The organism is Streptomyces sp. NPDC039736 (genome assembly GCF_055596485.1).
Genome location: NZ_JBVIUQ010000001.1, coordinates 994,486 through 1,012,732 on the forward strand (window position 1 = coordinate 994,486; position 18,247 = coordinate 1,012,732).

15 protein-coding genes are annotated in these 18,247 nt (G+C 72.7%); 9 read left to right on the forward strand and 6 right to left on the reverse strand.

Annotation, left to right across the window (positions count from 1 at the left end):
- Position 1 precedes the first annotated feature (1 nt).
- From ACZ56L_RS04205 to ACZ56L_RS04220, 4 genes are all read right to left on the reverse strand, one after another.
- Positions 2-1,993: a beta-galactosidase gene (locus ACZ56L_RS04205; RefSeq protein WP_471061285.1), complete on the reverse strand. Its 1,992-nt coding sequence runs from the start codon at positions 1,991-1,993 to the stop codon at positions 2-4.
- A complete protein-coding gene (locus ACZ56L_RS04210) occupies positions 1,990-2,853 on the reverse strand; it encodes a carbohydrate ABC transporter permease (RefSeq protein ID WP_471061288.1) in 864 nt (287 codons plus the stop codon). The genes ACZ56L_RS04205 and ACZ56L_RS04210 overlap by 4 nt, the downstream gene beginning before the upstream one ends.
- Positions 2,850-3,698 (reverse strand): carbohydrate ABC transporter permease, encoded by an 849-nt coding sequence (locus ACZ56L_RS04215; RefSeq protein WP_468684724.1) that lies wholly within the window; start codon positions 3,696-3,698, stop codon positions 2,850-2,852. Before ACZ56L_RS04215 ends, ACZ56L_RS04210 begins: the two co-directional genes overlap by 4 nt.
- A 96-nt stretch (positions 3,699-3,794) precedes the next feature.
- On the reverse strand, positions 3,795-5,132 hold the full coding sequence (locus ACZ56L_RS04220) for an ABC transporter substrate-binding protein (RefSeq protein ID WP_401759436.1): 1,338 nt from the start codon (positions 5,130-5,132) through the stop codon (positions 3,795-3,797).
- A 154-nt stretch (positions 5,133-5,286) separates the two neighbouring features.
- Between ACZ56L_RS04220 and gcvPA the strand changes: the two genes are divergently transcribed.
- The 5 genes from gcvPA (at position 5,287) to ACZ56L_RS04245 (ending at position 11,193) form a co-directional block, all read left to right on the forward strand.
- Complete coding sequence (gene gcvPA / locus ACZ56L_RS04225; protein WP_471061293.1) at positions 5,287-6,693, forward strand: aminomethyl-transferring glycine dehydrogenase subunit GcvPA; 1,407 nt, start codon at positions 5,287-5,289, stop codon at positions 6,691-6,693.
- Positions 6,690-8,339: an aminomethyl-transferring glycine dehydrogenase subunit GcvPB gene (gene gcvPB / locus ACZ56L_RS04230; protein ID WP_471061295.1), complete on the forward strand. Its 1,650-nt coding sequence runs from the start codon at positions 6,690-6,692 to the stop codon at positions 8,337-8,339. The genes gcvPA and gcvPB overlap by 4 nt, the downstream gene beginning before the upstream one ends.
- A complete protein-coding gene (locus ACZ56L_RS04235; RefSeq protein ID WP_471061297.1) occupies positions 8,336-9,655 on the forward strand; it encodes an ATP-NAD kinase family protein in 1,320 nt (439 codons plus the stop codon). Before gcvPB ends, ACZ56L_RS04235 begins: the two co-directional genes overlap by 4 nt.
- 63 nt (positions 9,656-9,718) lie before the next feature.
- Positions 9,719-10,465 (forward strand): SDR family NAD(P)-dependent oxidoreductase, encoded by a 747-nt coding sequence (locus ACZ56L_RS04240; protein ID WP_471061300.1) that lies wholly within the window; start codon positions 9,719-9,721, stop codon positions 10,463-10,465.
- 86 nt (positions 10,466-10,551) lie between these two features.
- Positions 10,552-11,193 carry a GntR family transcriptional regulator gene (locus ACZ56L_RS04245; protein ID WP_471061302.1) on the forward strand — a complete coding sequence of 214 codons (642 nt, stop codon included), beginning with the start codon at positions 10,552-10,554 and terminating at the stop codon, positions 11,191-11,193.
- Between the two features lie 58 nt (positions 11,194-11,251).
- On the opposite strand, the gene ACZ56L_RS04250 is transcribed toward ACZ56L_RS04245, so the two are convergent.
- Positions 11,252-11,674, reverse strand: a complete 423-nt coding sequence (locus ACZ56L_RS04250; RefSeq protein ID WP_345218775.1) for a DUF350 domain-containing protein — start codon at positions 11,672-11,674, stop codon at positions 11,252-11,254.
- 291 nt (positions 11,675-11,965) lie between these two features.
- Between ACZ56L_RS04250 and ACZ56L_RS04255 the strand changes: the two genes are divergently transcribed.
- Entirely contained in the window at positions 11,966-13,225 is a 1,260-nt protein-coding gene (locus ACZ56L_RS04255; protein ID WP_471061305.1) for a cytochrome P450, read from the forward strand.
- Here the strand turns inward: ACZ56L_RS04255 and ACZ56L_RS04260 are convergent.
- Positions 13,213-14,754, reverse strand: a complete 1,542-nt coding sequence (locus ACZ56L_RS04260) for an RNA polymerase sigma factor (protein ID WP_345218780.1) — start codon at positions 14,752-14,754, stop codon at positions 13,213-13,215. The two genes, ACZ56L_RS04255 and ACZ56L_RS04260, sit on opposite strands and share 13 nt — an antisense overlap.
- Before the next feature lie 496 nt (positions 14,755-15,250).
- Between ACZ56L_RS04260 and ACZ56L_RS04265 the strand changes: the two genes are divergently transcribed.
- The 3 genes from ACZ56L_RS04265 to ACZ56L_RS04275 all read left to right on the forward strand — a co-directional run bounded on the left by ACZ56L_RS04265 (position 15,251) and on the right by ACZ56L_RS04275 (position 18,245).
- Complete coding sequence (locus tag ACZ56L_RS04265) at positions 15,251-16,006, forward strand: (Fe-S)-binding protein (RefSeq protein ID WP_471061308.1); 756 nt, start codon at positions 15,251-15,253, stop codon at positions 16,004-16,006.
- A gap of 161 nt (positions 16,007-16,167) precedes the next feature.
- Positions 16,168-17,568, forward strand: a complete 1,401-nt coding sequence (locus tag ACZ56L_RS04270; protein ID WP_471061311.1) for a LutB/LldF family L-lactate oxidation iron-sulfur protein — start codon at positions 16,168-16,170, stop codon at positions 17,566-17,568.
- A complete protein-coding gene (locus ACZ56L_RS04275; RefSeq protein ID WP_471061314.1) occupies positions 17,565-18,245 on the forward strand; it encodes a LutC/YkgG family protein in 681 nt (226 codons plus the stop codon). Before ACZ56L_RS04270 ends, ACZ56L_RS04275 begins: the two co-directional genes overlap by 4 nt.
- The last annotated feature ends 2 nt before the right edge of the window (positions 18,246-18,247 follow it).

The window sequence follows — 18,247 nt, forward strand, 5'->3', positions numbered from 1 at the left end:
GTCACCTTTCCGTGGATACGGTTCTGACGACGGCCGCGCCGAGCGGCCCCAGCCGGACGCGGTCGTGCACCTGCTCGCCGGTGAGCAGGTCGGTGCCGGGCAGGGCCGGGCTGTCGGCCTCCCGGTCGGTGTGGTTGAGCAGGAAGAGGTACGGGCCGCGCCGTACGGCCTCGACCCCCGCGGGCGGCGCGGCGCCGAGCACCGGTGTCACCTCCGCCTCGCAGAGCGCTCCGTCGAGCACCCGGCCCAGGCCCTCGGCGTCGAGGCGGCAGCTCAGGTAGCGGGCGCTGCCCCGCCCCCAGGCGTTCCGGGTGACGGCGGGCTGCCCGGCGAGCGCCCCGGAGGCGTACGCCAGCAGCGGACGGGCCCCCTCGGCCACCAGCCACTCGCTCCACACGCTCGCCCGGGCGTCCTCGCCGACCCGCACCGACTCCCCGTCCGGGACCGGCCAGAACTCGTCGACGACCACCCCGAGCACCTCCCGCAGCGGCCCCGGCGCGCCCCCGGGGTGCAGGTGGTCGTGCTCGTCCACGACCCCGCTGAACGGCCCGCACACCAGATGCCCGCCCCCGTGCACGTGGTCGGCGATCCGCCGGGCGTGCTCGGCGCGCAGCAGGTACAGGTTCGGGGCCAGGACCAGCCGGTACGGGGAGAGATCCGCGTCCGGCGCGACGAAGTCCACGGTGACCCCGCGTGCGTACAGCGCCTCGTACCAGGGGCGCAGCAGCTCCCGCCAGCGCATCCGCTCCGAGGGGTGGTCGGTGCCCTCCAGCGCCCACCAGGAGTGCCAGTCCAGGACGATCGCGGCCCGCGCGGTGATCCGGGAGCCGGCCACCTCGGCGAGCCGGCGCAGCTCCGCCCCGAACCGGACCGTCTCCCGCCAGCCCCGCGAGGCCGTGCCCCGGTGGGGCAGCAGCGCGCTGTGGAACTTCTCCGCGCCCGCCCGCGACTGCCGCCACTGGAAGTACAGGATCCCGTCCGCGCCCCGGGCGAGCGCCTGGAGCGACCACAGGCGTTGCAGGCCGGGGCGCTTGGGCACGTTGACGGGCCGCCAGCTCACCGCCGACGGCGCCTGCTCCAGCAGCAGCCACGGCCGGCCGCCCTTGAGGGAGCGCATCAGGTCGTGGTTGAGGGCCGCGCCCACGTGCGCCGCCGGACCGGCCGGGTCGGGGTAGGCGTCGTCGGAGACGATGTCCTCGTGCCGGGCCCACTCCCAGTGGTCGAGGGCCTTGAACATCGACATGAAGTTGGTGGTGGCGGGCACGTCGGGGGAGTGCGTGCGCAGCACGTCCCGCTCCAGCCGGTGCAGCCGCAGGAGCGCGTCGGAGCAGAACCTCCGCCAGTCCAGGACCTGGGTGGGGTTGACCGGGCCCGGGGCGGTGCGCGGCGGTTCGATCTGCCGGAAGTCGCCGTAGCGCTGCGACCAGAAGTCGGTTCCCCAGACGCGGTTGAGTTCCTCGACGGTGCGGTAGCGCTTCCTGAGCCAGTCGCGGAAGTCGGCCGCCGACTCCTCGCAGAAGCACTCGGTGACGTGGTCGCCGTACTCGTTGTGGATGTGCCAGAGCGCCAGCGCCGGGTGTCTGGCGTACCGCTCGGCCAGCGCGCGCACCAGCTTCCCGGCGGCGCGGGCGTAGGTGGGGTCGGAGGGGCAGTAGAGCTGCCGGGAGCCGAATTCCAGGCGTACGCCGTCGGCGGTGACCGGCCGGACGTAGGTGGCGGAACGCACCAGCCACGCGGGCGGCGAGGCGGTCGCCGTGGCGAGGTCCACGGCGATGCCGTGCGCGGCGAACAGGTCCATCAGCCGGTCGAGCCAGCCGAACTCCCAGGAGTCGGGGCCGGGCTGGAGCCTCGCCCAGGCGAAGACGCCGACCGTGACCAGGGTGACGCCCGCCTCCCGCATCAGCGCGGCGTCCTCGGCCCAGGTCTCCTCGGGCCACTGCTCGGGGTTGTAGTCCCCGCCGTACTGGATGCCCTCGGGAAAGCCGCGGCTCACTGCTTCACCGCCCCGCCCAGCAGACCGGAGACGAACTGCCGCTGGAAGCACAGGAAGAGCAGCAGCAGGGGCAGCGTGGCCAGCAGCGAGCCGAGCATCAGCCCGGAGTGGTCGACGCGGGAGAGCCCGGTCAGGGTGTTCAGCGCGACGGGCACGGTGTAGGCGTCCTCCGAGTTCAGCATGAGCAGCGGCCAGATGAAGCTGTTCCAGGCACTCATGAAGGTGAAGATCACAAGGGCTCCCAACTGCGGCCGCACGCAGGGCAGTACGACGGTGTAGAAGGTGCGCAGCTCACCGGAGCCGTCGATCCGCGCCGACTCCAGCAGTTCGTCGGGGAAGTCCAGGAAGCCCTGCCGCATCAGCAGGATGCCGAAGGAACTCGCGAGGAACGGCAGGACCACCGCCTGGTAGGTGTTGACCCAGCCCAGGCTCGCCATCATCTGGAACAGGGGCACGAGCAGCACCTGGAACGGGATCATCATCGTCGCCAGGACCACCCCGAGCAGCAGTCCGCGCCCCCGGAACCGGAACTTGGCCAGCCCGTACCCGCACATCGCCGAGATCAGCGCGCTCAGCGCGGTGTGCACCAGGGCGATGCCGACGCTGTTGAGCATGACCCGGCTGAACCCGACGGTCTCCTCCAGCCGGGCCAGGTTGTCCAGGAGCCGGCCGCCCGGCACGAGCGGGGGCGGGGAGCGGAAGAGGTCCGCGGTGGAGTGCGTGGAGGCGATCGCCATCCAGGCGAACGGCACCAGGCTGATCACCGCGCCGGCCACCAGGACCAGCCCGACGGCCGGTCCCGCGAGCCGCCGCACGGGGCTCCTGCGTACGGCGTCCCGGGCCGGGGCGGCCGTGCTCATCGGCGCTCCTGCCGTCCGAACAGGAGGTACTGGGCGAGGGACAGCACCGCGATCAGCAGCACCACCACCCATGCGATGGCCGCCGCGTAACCGAAGTCGAGCTGCTCGAAGCCGGTCCTGTAGAGGTAGACCACGGGGGAGAGGGTCGCGTTGTCGGGGCCGCCGCGCGTCAGCACGTAGTTCTCGTCGAAGAGCTGCAGTGTGCCGATGGTGGAGGTGACCGCGCAGAACAGGACCACCGGGCGCAGTTGCGGGACGATGATCCTGCGGTACGTCGCGAAGGCCGACGCCCCGTCCAGGGCGGCCGCCTCGTACTGCTCCTTGCCGATCGCCTGGAGACCGGCCAGCAGGATCACCGCGTTGTACCCGGCCCACCGCCAGGTCAGCGAGGCGATCAGGGAGATCCGCGCCCAGGCCGGGTCGTTGAGCCAGTCGACGGGCCCGAGCCCGAACACCGACAGGAACTGGTTCGCCGGCCCCCCGTCCGTCTTCAGCAGCACCTGGAAGACGACCGCGTACGCGACGAGCGTGGTGACGGCGGGCAGGAAGTAGACCGCCCGCCAGGCGCCCCGGAACCTCAGCCAGGACTGGTTGAGCAGTCCCGCCAGCAGCAGCGCGAGCACCACCATCAGCGGCACCTGCACCAGCAGGATGAGCCCGACGTTGACCAGGGACTCCAGGAACGCCGGGTCCGACGCCATCCGCCGGTACTGGGCGAGCCCCACCCACACCGACGCCCCGTCGCGCTCGGCGGTGAAGCTCTGGAAGAGGCTCGCACCCAGCGGGTACGCGAAGAACACGGCGAACAGCACGGCGGCGGGCCCCGCGAACACCCAGGGAACCACCCGGTGCCGCTGCCGGCGCCGGCCGGACGGGGACGGGGACGGGGGCGCCACGGCGGGGGAGGGCGGGAGCGTACGCGTGGGCGCGGCCATGGTGCGTCAGCCCGCGATCCGCGGCCGGCCGGTGGCCGAGGCGATCTGCGCGGCGGCGGAGCCCAGCGCCTCCCGGGGGTCCTTGTCGCGCGTCAGGATTCCGGAGATCGTCGAGAACATGATCTCGCTCGCCTTCGCGCCGTCCTCGGTGTACTCCACCGGCGGTGTCGTCGGAGCGAGGTCCGCGAACACCTTCAGGGCCGCCTGCCCGCCGAAGTACTCCTGCGGCGTGCTCAGATACGGGTCGGCGAGTGCCGGGAGGAAGGCCGGGAAGAGACCCTCCCGCTTCAGCATCGACACCTGGTTCGGCACGCTCGTGAGCAGGAACTCCACGAAGGCCCAGGCGAGTCCGGGGTTCCTGCTCTGCTCGGGCACGGCGAGCACGGACCCGCCCCGGTTCGAGGTGCGCGCCCCGCCGGCCGTGAAGGCGGGCATCGGCAGCACGCCGAACCTCCCCTTCAGCTCCGGCGCGTCGGCGAGCAGCGTGCCCATCCACCACGCCGCGCTCGTCTCGGTGGCCGCCCTGCCCGCCTTCGTGGCGGTGACCAGGCCGTCCCAGCCCTTCTGGTAATCCACCAGGTCCCGGTCGGCCAGGGTCTTGAGCAGTGTCGCCGCCCGCACCGCCTCCGGGCTGTCGACGGCCACCCTGCCGTCGGCGTAGAAGTGCCGCCCCTGCTGCTGGAGCAGCATCGCGAAGGTGGAGTCCTCGACCGAGTCCAGGACGAGCATCCGGCGGCCGGTGCGCTTCCTGAGCTGCTCGCCCGCCTGCACGTAGTCGTCCCAGGTCCGGATCGACCCGGGCTCGATCCCGGCCGCCCGGAAGTAGTCACGCCGGTAGAACATCCCGCACGGGCCGATGTCCCACGGCAGGGCGACGGTCCTGCCCCGCGGGTCCACCACGGTCTTCCAGGACGCCTCGTCGAAGTTCTTCCGGTGCGCACCGGCGGGCTTCGTCAGGTCGTAGAAGCCTCGGGGGAAGTTCCCCGTGTACGTCGCCATGCGCGGGCCCTCGACGGTCAGCACGTCCGGCAGCCCCGAGCCGCTCTTCAGGCCCACGGTGATCTTGTCGTAGGCGCTGTCGTAGCCGATGTCGCGGACCGTGACGGCCGTCCCCGGGTGCTTCGCCTGGAAGTCCTTCGCCAGCCGCCGCATCGCCTTGGCCGCGACGTCCCAGGACCAGACGGTGACCGTGCCCCTGAGCTGCTTCCCGTCCGCCTCGGGCACCTCCGGAGCCGGACCGCCCCGGCCGCCGGCGCCCCCGGTGGCGCAGCCGGAGAGCGCGGCCGTGGCCCCCGCCGCGAGCCCGGCGGCCAGAACTGCCCTGCGTGCCGGTCGAGTTGACACCCTTGTCTCCCGCCGTCGGAATGCCTAATGCTGTATACAGAACACTGAATGACGCCTTGTCGCGTCAAGAGGTCGAACGTCAACTGCCCCTGAAATCGCGGAAGTCGGGACCGAGGGCCCGGCTCCGGGAGCTCTTCGCCAGCGGAGGCGCGGCATGACCCCACCCGAGAATTCCCCGGACCGCCCGCACCTCCGGGTCCCGGTGCACCCGTACATTCCGAACGCGGTTCCCGCCGTACGGCAGGCCATGCTGGACGCCGTCGGCGCGGCCGGTGTCGAGGACTTCTACGCCGACATCCCCGAGGGGATCCGGCTCCGCCGCCCCCTCGACCTGCCCGCACCCCTGCGCTCCGAGGCCCGACTCGTGCGCCACATGGAGCAGTTGCTCAGCCGCAACACCCCCGCCACCCGCACCCTCAGCTTCCTCGGCGGCGGCTGCTACCCCCACCACGTGCCCGCCGTCGTCGACGAGGTGACGGGACGGTCCGAGTTCCTCACCGCCTACGCGGGCGAGCCGTACGAGGACCACGGCCGCTTCCAGGCCATGTGGGAGTACCAGTCCCTGATGGCCGAACTCCTCGACGTGGACGTCGTCAACGTCCCCGTCTACGACGGCTTCCAGGCCGCCGGTACGGCGCTGCGCATGGCCGGCCGCGTCACGGGCCTGCGCAGACTGCTGATCTGCGGCGACGTCGATCCCGACAAGCTGTCCAAGATCCGCGACTACGTCCGCCCCGACCACGAGGTGGTCCTCGTCCCCGCCGACCCGGCGACCGGCGGCACCGACGCGGACGCGGTACGGTCCGCCCTCGCCGGGGGCGACGTGGCGGCCGTGTACGCGGAGGCCCCCAACCGGCTGGGACTGGTCGACCCGACGCTTCCCGGGCTGGGCCGGCTGGCGCACGGCAGCGGCGCCCTGTACGTCGTGGGCTGCAACCCGGTCAGCCTCGGCGTGCTGGCCCCGCCGTCCTCGTACGGAGCCGACCTGACCTGCGGCGACATCCAGCCGCTCGGCATCCGCATGAGCTACGGCGGCGGCACCGCGGGCTTCATCGGCGCCGCCGACGACCCGCGCCTCGTGGCGGAGTACCCGACCCGCCTCTTCGGCCTGGTCCCCACCGACGTCGAGGGCGAGTACGGCTTCGGCGACGTGGCGTACGACCGCACCTCCTTCGCCCGGCGCGAGGAGGGCAAGGAGTGGGTCGGCACCGCCGCCGCCCTGCACGGCATCGGCGCGGGCGTCTACCTCTCCCTGATGGGCCCGCAGGGCATGCGGGAGATCGGCGAGACGGTCCTCGCCCACACCGCGTACGCCAAGCAGCGCCTCGCCCGCGTCCCCGGCGTCGCGGTCCCGCACGCCGAAGCGGTCCACTTCGCCGACTTCCCGGTCCGCTTCACCGGCGCCCGCAGCACCGCCGACATCCATGCCGACCTGCGCGAACGCGGCATCTTCGGCGGCATCGAGACCGCCGTCGACCAGGCGCTGTACTGCGTCACCGAAGTCCACAGCAAGGCCGACATCGACGAGCTGGCCGCCGCCCTGGAGGAGATCGTCAAGTGAGCGCCCCCTTCGACACCCACCCCGCCGGCCCCACCGCGCACCCCGCCGCCGGGCCCGTCGCCCCCGAGGACGCCCGGATCGCGGACAAGCCCGCGCTGCGCCGCTTCCACCAGGCGTCCTGGGACGAGAAGCTCATCTTCGAACTCGGCTCACCGGGGGAGCGCGGCGTCCTGGTCCCCGACGTGGACCCGGAGATCACCGAAGCCCTCGGCGGTGCGGTCGAGGTCCCGGCCGCGCTGCGCCGCACCACCGCGCCCGCCCTCCCCGAGATCGGCCAGCAGCAGGTGCTCCGCCACTACCTGCGGCTCTCCCAGGAGACGCTGGGCGCCGACCTCAACGTCGACGTCGGCCAGGGCACCTGCACCATGAAGTACAGCCCCAAGGTCAACGACCGCTTCGTCACGGACGAGCGCATCGCGGGCCTGCACCCCCTCCAGGACGAGTCCACCGTGCAGGGCGTCCTGGAGATCCTGCACCGGCTGGAGGGCCTGCTGAAGGAGGTCTCCGGCATGGACCGGGTCTCCCTCCAGCCCGGTGCGGGCTCCGCCGCCATCTACGCCAACGTCGCCATGATCCGCGCCTACTTCGCCGACCGGGGCGAGGCCCGGACCCGCGACGAGATCATCACCACCGTCTTCTCCCACCCCTCCAACGCGGCCTGCGCCAAGACGGCCGGCTTCAAGGTCATCACCCTCCACCCGGACGCCGACGGCTACCCGGACATCGAGGCCCTGCGCGCGGCCGTCGGCCCGCGTACCGCCGCCCTCCTCATCACCAACCCCGAGGACACGGGCATCTACAACCCCCGCATCGCCGAATTCGTCGACATCGTCCACGCGGCGGGCGGCCTCGCCGCCTACGACCAGGCCAACGCCAACGGCATCCTCGGCATCACCCGGGCCCGCGACGCGGGCTTCGACCTGTGCCACTTCAACCTGCACAAGACCTTCTCCACCCCGCACGCCTGCGGCGGCCCGGCGGCCGGCGCCTGCGGCGTCACCGAGGCCCTGGCCCCGTACCTCCCGCGTCCCACCGTGGAGTACGACGCGGACCGCGGCCGCCACCGGCTGGACGGCGACCGGCCGTACTCGGTCGGCAAGATCCGCCCGCACCACGGCGTCGTCCCGAACCTGGTCCGCGCGTACGCCTGGATCATGTCCCTGGGCGCCGACGGCCTGCGCGAGGTCGCCGAGACCGCCGTCCTCAACAACAACTACCTCCTGCACAAGGTCAAGCAGATCCGCGGCGTCAGCGTCCCGTACGCCACCGGGCGCCCCCGCGTCGAGCAGGTCCGCTACAGCTGGGAGCAGCTGAACGCGGACACCGGCGTCCACAGCGAGCAGATCGGCCTGCGCGCCGCCGACTTCGGCGCCCACTACTGGACCAGCCACCACCCCTACCTGGTCCCCGAGCCGATGACCCTGGAGCCCACCGAGTCCTACTCCCGGGCCGACCTCGACGAGTACGCGGCGATCCTCGCCGAGGTGGCACGGGAGGCCTACGAGGACCCGGAGACGGTCCGCACCGCCCCGCACCGCTCCACCGTCCACCGGGTCCGCCCGGAGGCACTCGACGACCCGGCCCGCTGGTCCCCGAGCTGGCGCACCTACCGCCGCAAGGTGCTGGGCGCCGCGGACGCCACATGATCCGGCTCGGTCTCGTGGTCAACCCGGTCGCCGGGCTCGGCGGCCGGGTGGGCCTGGGCGGCAGCGACGGTACGCGGACCCAGCGGCGGGCGCTGGAACGGGGGGCGGTGCCGTGCGCGGTGGACCGCTCCACGGCCGCCCTGGCCGAACTGGCCCGCCGCACCCGGGACGTCGAGCTGCTGACCGTCTCCGGCGCGATGGGGGAGGCGTCGGCCCGTGCGGCGGGGCTGCCCGCACGCGTGGTGCACCGGCCGCGCCGCCCGGGGGCCACCGGGCCGCGTGACACCGTCGAGGCCGTGCGGGCCCTCGCGGACGACGTGGACCTGCTGCTGTTCGCCGGGGGCGACGGCACCGCCCGCGACGTGCTGGAGGCGCTGGGGGAGGAGGCACGGCTCCCGGTCCTCGGCATCCCGACCGGGGTCAAGATGCACTCGGCGGTCTTCGCGGTGAACCCCCGGGCTGCCGGGGAGATCGCTGCGGGCTGGGCGTCCGGGTCCGGCGGGCCGCGGCTGCGCCCGGCGGAGGTCATGGACCGCGACGAGGCGGAACTGCGGCGCGGCCGCCTGGCCTCCCGGCTCTACGGCTGGCTGCCGGTGCCGTACGTGCCGGTGCGCGTCCAGCAGCGCAAGGCGGGCAGCACGGGGGCCTCCCCGGAGGCGCTCGGGGGGATCGCGGCGGAGCTGGCGTCCCGGGCGGGGGCGGAGGACCTCCTGATCCTGGGCCCGGGCACCACCACCCGGGCGGTGGCCGCCGCCCTGGGCGCGGAGATCCCGCTGACGGGGGTCACGGCGCTGGTCCGGGCGGGCGGCGGGTGCGGGGCGAGCCACTGCGGCGACTGCCCGTCGCCGTGCGGGTGCGCGGTGGCTGACCGTGCGGTTCCCCGCGCCCCTGACGGGGCGCTCCCTCCCCTTGGGTCCCCGCGGGCGGCCCTTGCGCCCCCGCCCCCTCGCCCGCCCGGTGCCGCCGCGCACCCGCCACCCCCCGGCCTCCCCCCGTACCGCACCCTCGCCACCCGCCTCACCTCCGCCCACCTCCACGCCCTGGCCCGGCACCACCCCCTCCTCCTCGCCCTCTCCCCCGTCGGAGGCCAAGGCTTCCTCCTGGGCCGGGGCAACCAGCAGATCTCCCCCGAGGTCCTCCGCACCCTCGCCCCCGGCAAGCTCCTCGTCCTCGCCACCGAAGCCAAACTCGCCGCCCTGCACGGCCGCCCCCTCCTCATCGACACCGGCGACGACGCCCTGGACGCCGAACTCTCCGGCTACGCCACCGTCCTCACCGGCCGGGGCCGCACCGCCCTCTACCGCCTCAGCCACTGAAGACGCCCCAGCCACTGAAGACGCCTCAGCCACCGGACAACCACCCCAAGGAGCCAGTCCGACATGATCGACCTCACCGGCAAGCGCGCCCTCGTCACCGCCGCCGCCTCCGGCATCGGCCGCGCCTCCGCCCTCCTCCTCGCCGAACTCGGCGCCCGCGTCGTCGTCGCCGACATCGACCCCGAAGCCGGCGAGGCCACCGCCAAGGAAGCGGGCGGCGTCTTCGTGTGCTGCGACGTCTCCCGGCGCACCGACTGCGAGCAGGCCGTCCGGGCCGCCCACTTCGAACTCGGCGGCATCGACGTCCTCTTCAACAACGCCGGAATCATCCGCCGGTCCACCGTCTGCGAGATCGCCGACGACGACTGGGACCTCGTCATGGCCGTCAACGTCCGCTCGGTCCTGCTGATGTCGCGCCTCGTGATACCCGGGATGGCGGCCCAGGGCGGCGGCTCCATCATCAACACCGGCTCCGGGTGGGGGATTTCGGGCGGCGCCCGCGCCGTCTCGTACTGCGCCTCCAAGGGGGCCGTCGTCAACATGACCCGCGCCATGGCCATCGACCACGGGCCCGACCTGATCCGGGTCAACTGCGTGTGCCCCGGCGACACCGCCACCGGCATGCTCGCCGAAGAGGCCCGCCAACTCGGCGCATCCGCGGAGGTGTTCTACGAGCAGGCCGCCGACCGCCCCCTCGGCCGCATCGGGCAGCCCCGCGACATCGCGCAGACCGTCGCCTTCCTCGCCTCCGACGCCTCCTCGTTCCTCAGCGGCGCGATCATCCCCGTCGACGGCGGCGGAACCGCGTGACGCACACCCACCCACCGGCCACCCGGGGCGGCCGCCCGCCCCGGGTGGCCGATAATCTGAGCCGGACGAGGGGAAGGGCCGCCGACATGCCTATCGAGAACCGCCCGCTGCGCGAGCAGGTCAAGGAGGAACTGATCAAACGGCTCGGCCGCGGCACCATCCCGACCGGCGAGCCCATCAACGAGGGCCGCCTCGCCACCGAACTCGGCGTCAGCCGCACCCCGCTCCGCGAAGCCCTGATCTCCCTGGAGCGCGAGGGCGTCATCACCAGCGAACGCGGCAAGGGATTTCGCTTCGCCCCCCTGAGCGCCCGGGAGTTCTGCGACCTCACCACCATCGTCGCCACCCTGGAATCCCTCGCCCTGGAGTCCACCGATCCGGCCCGGCTGGCCGCCCTGGCACCGAGGCTGCTCGAAGAGGCGCGCGCCTTCTCGGCGCCGCAGGCCCGGCACGACGTCATCGAGCGGTACGACGACGCCTGGCACGCCCTGCTGCTCTCGGGCTGCCCCAACGCCCGCCTGATGGACCTGATCGCCTCCCTCAAACTCACCATGCACCGCTACGAACAGGTCGCCCTCGGCGACCAGGACGTGCTGGAACGGTCGGCCGAGGAACACGAACGCATCGCCGAGTGCCTGGTGAATGGCGACCTGCCGAGCGCGGTCCGCGCGCTCAGGGAGAACTGGAACAGCGGCATGGACCGCATCCTGGAACGCCTGACGGCCTGAAGTGCGGGGGCGGGAAACCCCCGTACTTCAGGCCGTCAGGCGTCTCGCGCCCCGCGCGTCAGGCGATGGAGGCCGAAATCACCGCGGCCACCGCGATGTTGCAGGAAGCCGTCACCCACACCGCCGGGTGCGGTTCCTGCTCGACCAGGGTCTGGCCCAGCTTGCCGGGCGTCACCACGTCCACCACCCAGAACGCGACCGCCATCATCACCAGGCCGAGCACACCGAACGCGGCGGTGGACACCAGGCCCTTGCCGAAGTCGTCGTACGTCGTCCAGATGGACGTGAAGACGATGCCGCCGATGCCGAGCAGCGCGGAACTGAGCAGCACGGCGCAGTTCCGGTTGCGCTGCTCCCAGATCTGCCGCCCCAGCTTGCCCGGGGTCAGCGCGTCGACCAGGAAGATGCCCAGCGTGAGCAGGACGACGCCGAGGGCGCCGTAGGCGGCGGCACGGCCGATTCCGTTGACGATGTCTTCCATTGAGAAGTCTCAGTCCCCGAGGTGAGTGGCGTACGGGTGAGTGCCCGTGATCGCATGCTGAAGGAGACGCAAAACCTACCGCACGCCCCCGCCACCCTGTCATGCCCCTGCCTCGGCTCTCCGCGCTCCGCACCCCGCGAAGCGCCGGCGCCCCGGCCCGTGGGACGAAGGCACCGCCCCTGCACGCGCTCACCCGCGCGTGCCCCTCACCACCGTCCCCACGGCACGTGGTCCACGACCCGCCCCGGAACCCCCTTCCCCCGCCCCGCCCCCCTCGTGCACCATGACCCCGTGGACCTGGCCGATCACCACCGCCTCGACGCCCTCTACCGGGACCCCTACCCCCGCTGCGCCCGCGCCCGCGCGGCCCCCGGGCTCACCTTCGTGCCCGAGCTCGACGCCTGGCTCGTCGCCCGGGACGCCGACGTCCGCGAGGTCCTGCGCCGTCCGGAGGACTTCTCCTCGGCCAACGCCCTGCGCCCCGACGTCCGCCCGGGCCCCGCCGCTCTCGCCGAGCTCGCCAGGGGCCTGGGGGGCTTCCGTACCGTTCTCAGCGCCGACGGCGAAGCCCACCGCGCCTACCGCACCCCCCTCAACTCCGGGCTCTCCTTTGCCCGCGTCAACGCGGTCCTCCCGTACGCCGCCGCCCGCGCCGAAGCCCTCGTGGACGCCTTCGCCCCCCGCGGACAGGCCGAACTCATGGGGGAGTACGCCCAGCAGCTTCCCGGCGACGTCATCGGCCGTCTCCTCGGGCTGACCGAGGAGGACGCCCGCACCGCCGTCCACGGCAGCCGCCGCGCCGAGGAACTCCTCTTCCGGCCGCTGCCCGAGGAGGAGCAGGTGGCCGCCGCCCGCGACGTCGTCACCCTCCAGCACCTGCTGGACAACTACATCCGCGAGCGCCGCGCGCACCCCCGGGACGACCTGGTCTCCACCATGACGGCCGCCCTCGTGCCGGGCACCGGCGACCTCACCCGCGAACAACGCGCCGAGGCCGTCTCGCAGTTCCAGAACCTGCTCATCGCGGGGCACCTCACCACCACCGCCCTGATCGGCAGCGCCGTCCACCACCTGCTGCGCGACCGCGCCCAGTGGGAGCTGCTGTGCGCCGAGCCGGAACGCGTCCCGGCCGCCGTCGAGGAGTGCGCCCGCTTCGACGCCCCCATCCAGGGCTTCCGGCGGCTCACCACCCGTGCCGTCACCCTCGCCGGCACCGAACTCCCCGCCGGCGCGACCGTGTTCGTCGCGTACGGCTCCGCCAACCGCGACCCCGCCCGCCACGCCGACCCCGACAGCTTCGACATCGCCCGGACCGCCCCCGCCAAGCACCTCGGCTTCGGCCGCGGCGTCCACGGCTGCCCCGGCGCGCACCTGGGCCGCGCGCAACTGCGCATCACCCTGGAGCTGTTCACCCGCCGGTTCCCGCACCTGCGCCTGGGGCGAGCGGCGGACCAGCAGGTCGTCGTACGGCCCACTCTGATCCATCGCTCGCCCCAGGCGCTGCACCTGTCCTTCCCGGCCGAACAGCCGGGCGGGCATCAGTCCAGGTAGTCGCGCAGGACCTGCGAGCGCGACGGGTGACGCAGCTTGGACATCGTCTTGGACTCGATCTGGCGGATGCGCTCACGCGTCACGCCGTAGACCTTGCCGATCTCGTCCAGCGTCTTGGGCTGGCCGTCCGCCAGGCCGAAGCGCATCGAGACGACGCCCGCCTCGCGCTCCGAGAGGGTGTCCAGCACCGAGTGGAGCTGCTCCTGGAGGAAGGTGAAGGAGACGGCGTCGGCCGGAACCACGGCCTCCGAGTCCTCGATGAGGTCGCCGAACTCGCTGTCGCCCTCCTCGCCCAGCGGCGTGTGCAGGGAGATGGGCTCGCGGCCGTACTTCTGGACCTCGATGACCTTCTCGGGGGTCATGTCGAGTTCCTTGGCCAGCTCCTCCGGGGTGGGCTCGCGGCCCAGGTCCTGGAGCATCTGGCGCTGGACGCGGGCCAGCTTGTTGATGACCTCGACCATGTGCACCGGGATGCGGATGGTGCGGGCCTGGTCGGCCATCGCGCGGGTGATTGCCTGCCGGATCCACCAGGTGGCGTACGTCGAGAACTTGAAGCCCTTGGTGTAGTCGAACTTCTCGACCGCGCGGATCAGACCGACGTTGCCCTCCTGGATGAGGTCCAGGAACAGCATGCCGCGGCCGGTGTAACGCTTCGCCAGCGAGACCACCAGACGGAGGTTGGCCTCCAGGAGGTGGTTCTTGGCGCGGCGGCCGTCCTCGACCAGGATCTCCAGCTCGCGGCGGAACTGCGGGGTCAGCTCCTCCGTGGCCTCGCCGTCCTCGCCGTCGAGCTTGTGCTCGGAGAAGAGACCGGCCTCGATGCGCTTGGCCAGCTCCACCTCCTGCTCGGCGTTGAGCAGCGGCACCTTGCCGATGAGCTTGAGGTAGTCCTTGACCGGGTCGGCGGTGGCGCCCGCGACCGCGACCTGCTGCGGCGGCGCGTCGTCCTCGTCCTCGTCGGACAGGACGTAACCGGCGGTGCCGGGCTTGGGGGTCTCCTCTTCCTCCTCGCCGTCACCCGCCCACTCGTCCGTCTGCTTCTTCGCGGCGGTCTTCTTCGCCGCCGTCTTCTTGGTGGCGCGCTTCTTCGGGGCGGGCTTGTCCGCCACGGCCGTGGTCTCGTCGAGTTCGTCCTCGACGGCCGGAGCCTCGGGGGCGGCAGCGGCGGCGGCCTTGGCGGCCGTCGTCGTCTTCTTGACCGGAGCGGCCTTCTTGGCGACGGCACGCTTCGCGACGGGCTTGGCCTCGCCGGCGGCGGCGGCCTTGCGGGGCGCGCGCTTGGCGGCCTTCGCGGGCTTGGCGGCCGCGGCCGCCGTCACCATCAGCGTCACACCCTCCTCGTCGAGGACCTGGTTCAGGCTGCGCAGGACCCGCTTCCACTGGTCGACAGGGATGCTGTCCGCTTCGAAGGCATGGCGGACGTCGTCGCCATTGATGTGGCCCTGGTCCCGGCCGCGCTCGATGAGCGAGACCAAGGACGGCGATTCGGCGATCTCCTGAGGGAACGGGCGGGACGGACTGAGCGACACGAAGAGCCTCTCGTAGCGAGAAATACAAGTGTGATGGCGGGAGCGAGGCCGTAGCCGAGCCTCGTTCCACAGGGCGGAAGGCTCGGCTGCGCGACGGCACCTGTCAGGTCATCGCGCACCCGCGTTGTTTCGTTACGCCTTTTCTCAAGTGACCTGAGCCACTCTTCCCGGTCCGGGCGGCCTCCGAGGTGCGTGGGGGCCCCGACGGCGTGACGAGGCGGTGCGGGGGCCGCCGGGCGGGCCGAGTGGAATCCCCAAGGGTACCCCCGGGGGACATCTCTCCCCCGGGAGAGGGGTTTTCGCCCGGATTTCCCCCACCTGGAGGACCCGATTCCGTACGTCCGGCCGATCGGGAGCGAAACGGACACGGAGAGGGAGGTGATGGCGGTGGACACCGATGCCGGGACGGATACGGAGGCGGGGATGCGCAAACGTGATCACACGATCGTGATCACGGCCTATCCGGCCGGCCTCCGCCCGCCCTATCCTCCGACCTATGCGCGTCGCTCTCTTCGTCACCTGCGTCAACGACGCGGTGTTCCCCGCCACCGGAATCGCCGTCGTGAAGCTGCTGGAGCGGCTCGGCGTCGAGGTGGACTTCCCCGCCGCCCAGACCTGCTGCGGGCAGCCGCAGTACAACACCGGCTACCGCCGCGACACCGAACCGCTGGTCCGCAGGACCGCCGCCGCCTTCGAGGGGTACGACTGCGTGGTCACCCCGTCGGGCTCCTGCGCGGCGATGATCCGCGACAACTATCCGCGCATCGGACGCCTCCAGGCCAAGGAGGGCCGGGGCGGCGACCTCGCGGCCGCGGCCGCCGGGCTCGTCCCGCGGACGTACGAGCTGACCGAGTTCCTCGTGGACGTGCTCGGCGTCACCGACGTCGGGGCGTACTTCCCGCACACCGTCACCTACCACCCCTCCTGCCACGGACTGCGCGTGCTGGGCCTGGGCGAACGCCCCCGCAGGCTGCTCGAAGCGGTCAAGGGCCTGGAGCTGCGGGAGCTCCCCGGAGCGGACGAGTGCTGCGGCTTCGGCGGCACCTTCGCGGTGAAGAACTCCGATGTTTCCGCCGCCATGGGCGAGGACAAGCTCCGCAACGCCCGGTCCACGGGGGCGGAGGTCCTGTGCGGCGCGGACAACTCCTGCCTGATGCACCTGGGCGGCATGCTCCGCCGGCAGGACTCCCCGCAGCGCGCCCTGCACCTCGCCGAGATCCTGGCCAGCACCGAAGAGGAGCCCCTGCTGTGAGCGTCCCGAAGCCCGGCACCGGCGCCTCCGATGCCACCCCGTCCGGAACCGCCGCGTCCGGAATCGGGCCATCCGGAACCGAATCATCCGGAACCGTCGCGCCCACGGCCATTACGTCCGAAACCAGCTACAAGAACGGCGCGAACCGTACGTATCTGGGCATGCCCGCCTTCCCCCGCGCCGCCCGCGCCGCCGTCCGGGACGCCACCCTGCGCGCCAACCTCAAGCACGCGACCCACACCATCCGCGACAAACGCGCCAAAGCGGTCGCCGAACTGGACGACTGGGCCGAACTCCGCGAGGCCGGGAAGCAGATCAAGGACCACACCCTCCGCCACCTGGACCGCTACCTGCTGCAACTGGAGGAAGCCATCACCGCGGCAGGCGGCACCGTGCACTGGGCGGCCGACGCCGACGAGGCCAACCGCATCGTCACGGACCTGGTGCGAGCCACCGGCGAGCGCGAAGTGGTCAAGGTCAAGTCCATGGCCACCCAGGAGATCGGGCTGAACGAGGCCCTGGCGGCCGCGGGCATCGCCGCCTACGAGACCGACCTCGCCGAACTCATCGTCCAGCTCGGCGACGACCGCCCCTCCCACATCCTGGTCCCGGCCATCCACCGCAACCGGGGCGAGATCCGCGAGATCTTCGCCCGCACGATGAGCGCGTGGGGCCGCCCGGCCCCTGCCGACCTCACCGACCGCCCCGCCGACCTCGCCGAAGCCGCCCGCCTGCACCTGCGCGAGAAGTTCCTGCGCGCCAAGGTCGGCATCTCGGGCGCCAACTTCATGGTCGCCGAGACCGGCACCCTGGTCGTCGTCGAGTCCGAGGGCAACGGCCGCATGTGCCTGACCCTCCCCGAGACGCTGATCTCCGTCGTCGGCATCGAGAAGGTCGTCCCCACCTGGCGGGACCTGGAGGTCTTCCTCCAGACCCTCCCGCGCTCCTCCACCGCCGAGCGCATGAACCCGTACACCAGCACCTGGACCGGCACCACCGACGGCGACGGCCCCCAGGCCTTCCACCTCGTCCTCCTCGACAACGGCCGCACCGACGTCCTCGCCGACGAGGTGGGCCGCCAGACGCTGCGCTGCATCCGCTGCTCCGCCTGCCTCAACGTCTGCCCGGTCTACGAAAGGGCGGGCGGCCACGCGTACGGCTCGGTCTACCCCGGCCCGATCGGGGCGATCCTCACCCCCCAACTCCGCGGCACCACGACGGACTTGGACGCCTCCCTGCCTTTCGCCTCCTCCCTCTGCGGCGCCTGCTACGAGGTGTGCCCGGTGGCCATCGACATCCCCGAGGTCCTGGTCCACCTCCGCGAGAAGGTCGCCGACCGGGGCGGCCGGGGCCACCGCCTGGAGAAGGCCGCGATGAAGGCGTCCGGGTGGGTCCTCGACCACCCCTCCGCGCTGGCCGCCGCCGAACGCGCCGCCTCCCTGACCCGCAAGGCCCACCCCCGGCGCCTCCCGGGCGCCGCCGCCTGGACCAACACCCGTGACCTGCCCGAACTGCCCGCCGCGCCCTTCCGGGACTGGTGGAAGAGGAACCGCACATCGTGAACACCCGCTCCCCGCAGCCCCAGCCCTCCGGCACCGCCGCGCCGGCCACCGGCCGCGACCGCGTCCTCGCCCGCGTCCGCAGGGCCCTCGCCGACGCCCCCGAAGCGCCAGGACCGACCCGCGCGTACGCCACCGCGCACACCCCCGACGACCCGGCGGCCGTCCTCGACCTGCTCCACGAGAACCTCGCCGACTACCGGGCGATCGTCCACCGCACCACCGAGGACGCCCTCGCCCCCCTCCTGGCGCGCCTGCTCGCGGAACACGGCTCGACCTCCGTCCTCGTCCCCGCGGGCCTGCCCGACGGGTGGCTCTCCGAGACCGGCGCGGCACGCGTCGAGGACCGGGCGGCACTCACCGCGGCCGAGCTCGACCGGGTCGACAGCGTCGTCACCGGCTGCGCCCTGGCCGTCGCGGAAACCGGCACCGTCGTCCTGGACGCCGGCCCCGCCCAGGGCCGCCGCCGCCTCACCCTGGTCCCGGACCACCACATCTGCGTGGTACGCGCCCCCTCCCAGGTCGTCGCGTCCCTCCCGCAGGCCATGCCCCGCCTGGACCCGACCCGTCCGCTGACCTGGATCTCGGGCCCTTCGGCGACGAGCGACATCGAACTGGACAGGGTGGAGGGGGTGCACGGGCCCCGGACACTGGAGGTCGTCCTCCTCACCGAAGCCTGACC

Coding starts and splice junctions, on each gene's coding strand:
- ACZ56L_RS04240 (WP_471061300.1), top strand. CDS start 9,719: ATGATCGACCTCACCGGCAAGCGCGCCCTCGTCACCGCCGCCGCCTCC.
- ACZ56L_RS04235 (WP_471061297.1), top strand. CDS start 8,336: ATGATCCGGCTCGGTCTCGTGGTCAACCCGGTCGCCGGGCTCGGCGGC.
- ACZ56L_RS04245 (WP_471061302.1), top strand. CDS start 10,552: ATGCCTATCGAGAACCGCCCGCTGCGCGAGCAGGTCAAGGAGGAACTG.
- ACZ56L_RS04270 (WP_471061311.1), top strand. CDS start 16,168: ATGCCCGCCTTCCCCCGCGCCGCCCGCGCCGCCGTCCGGGACGCCACC.
- gcvPA (WP_471061293.1), top strand. CDS start 5,287: ATGACCCCACCCGAGAATTCCCCGGACCGCCCGCACCTCCGGGTCCCG.
- ACZ56L_RS04210 (WP_471061288.1), bottom strand. CDS start 2,853: ATGAGCACGGCCGCCCCGGCCCGGGACGCCGTACGCAGGAGCCCCGTG.
- ACZ56L_RS04265 (WP_471061308.1), top strand. CDS start 15,251: ATGCGCGTCGCTCTCTTCGTCACCTGCGTCAACGACGCGGTGTTCCCC.
- ACZ56L_RS04250 (WP_345218775.1), bottom strand. CDS start 11,674: ATGGAAGACATCGTCAACGGAATCGGCCGTGCCGCCGCCTACGGCGCC.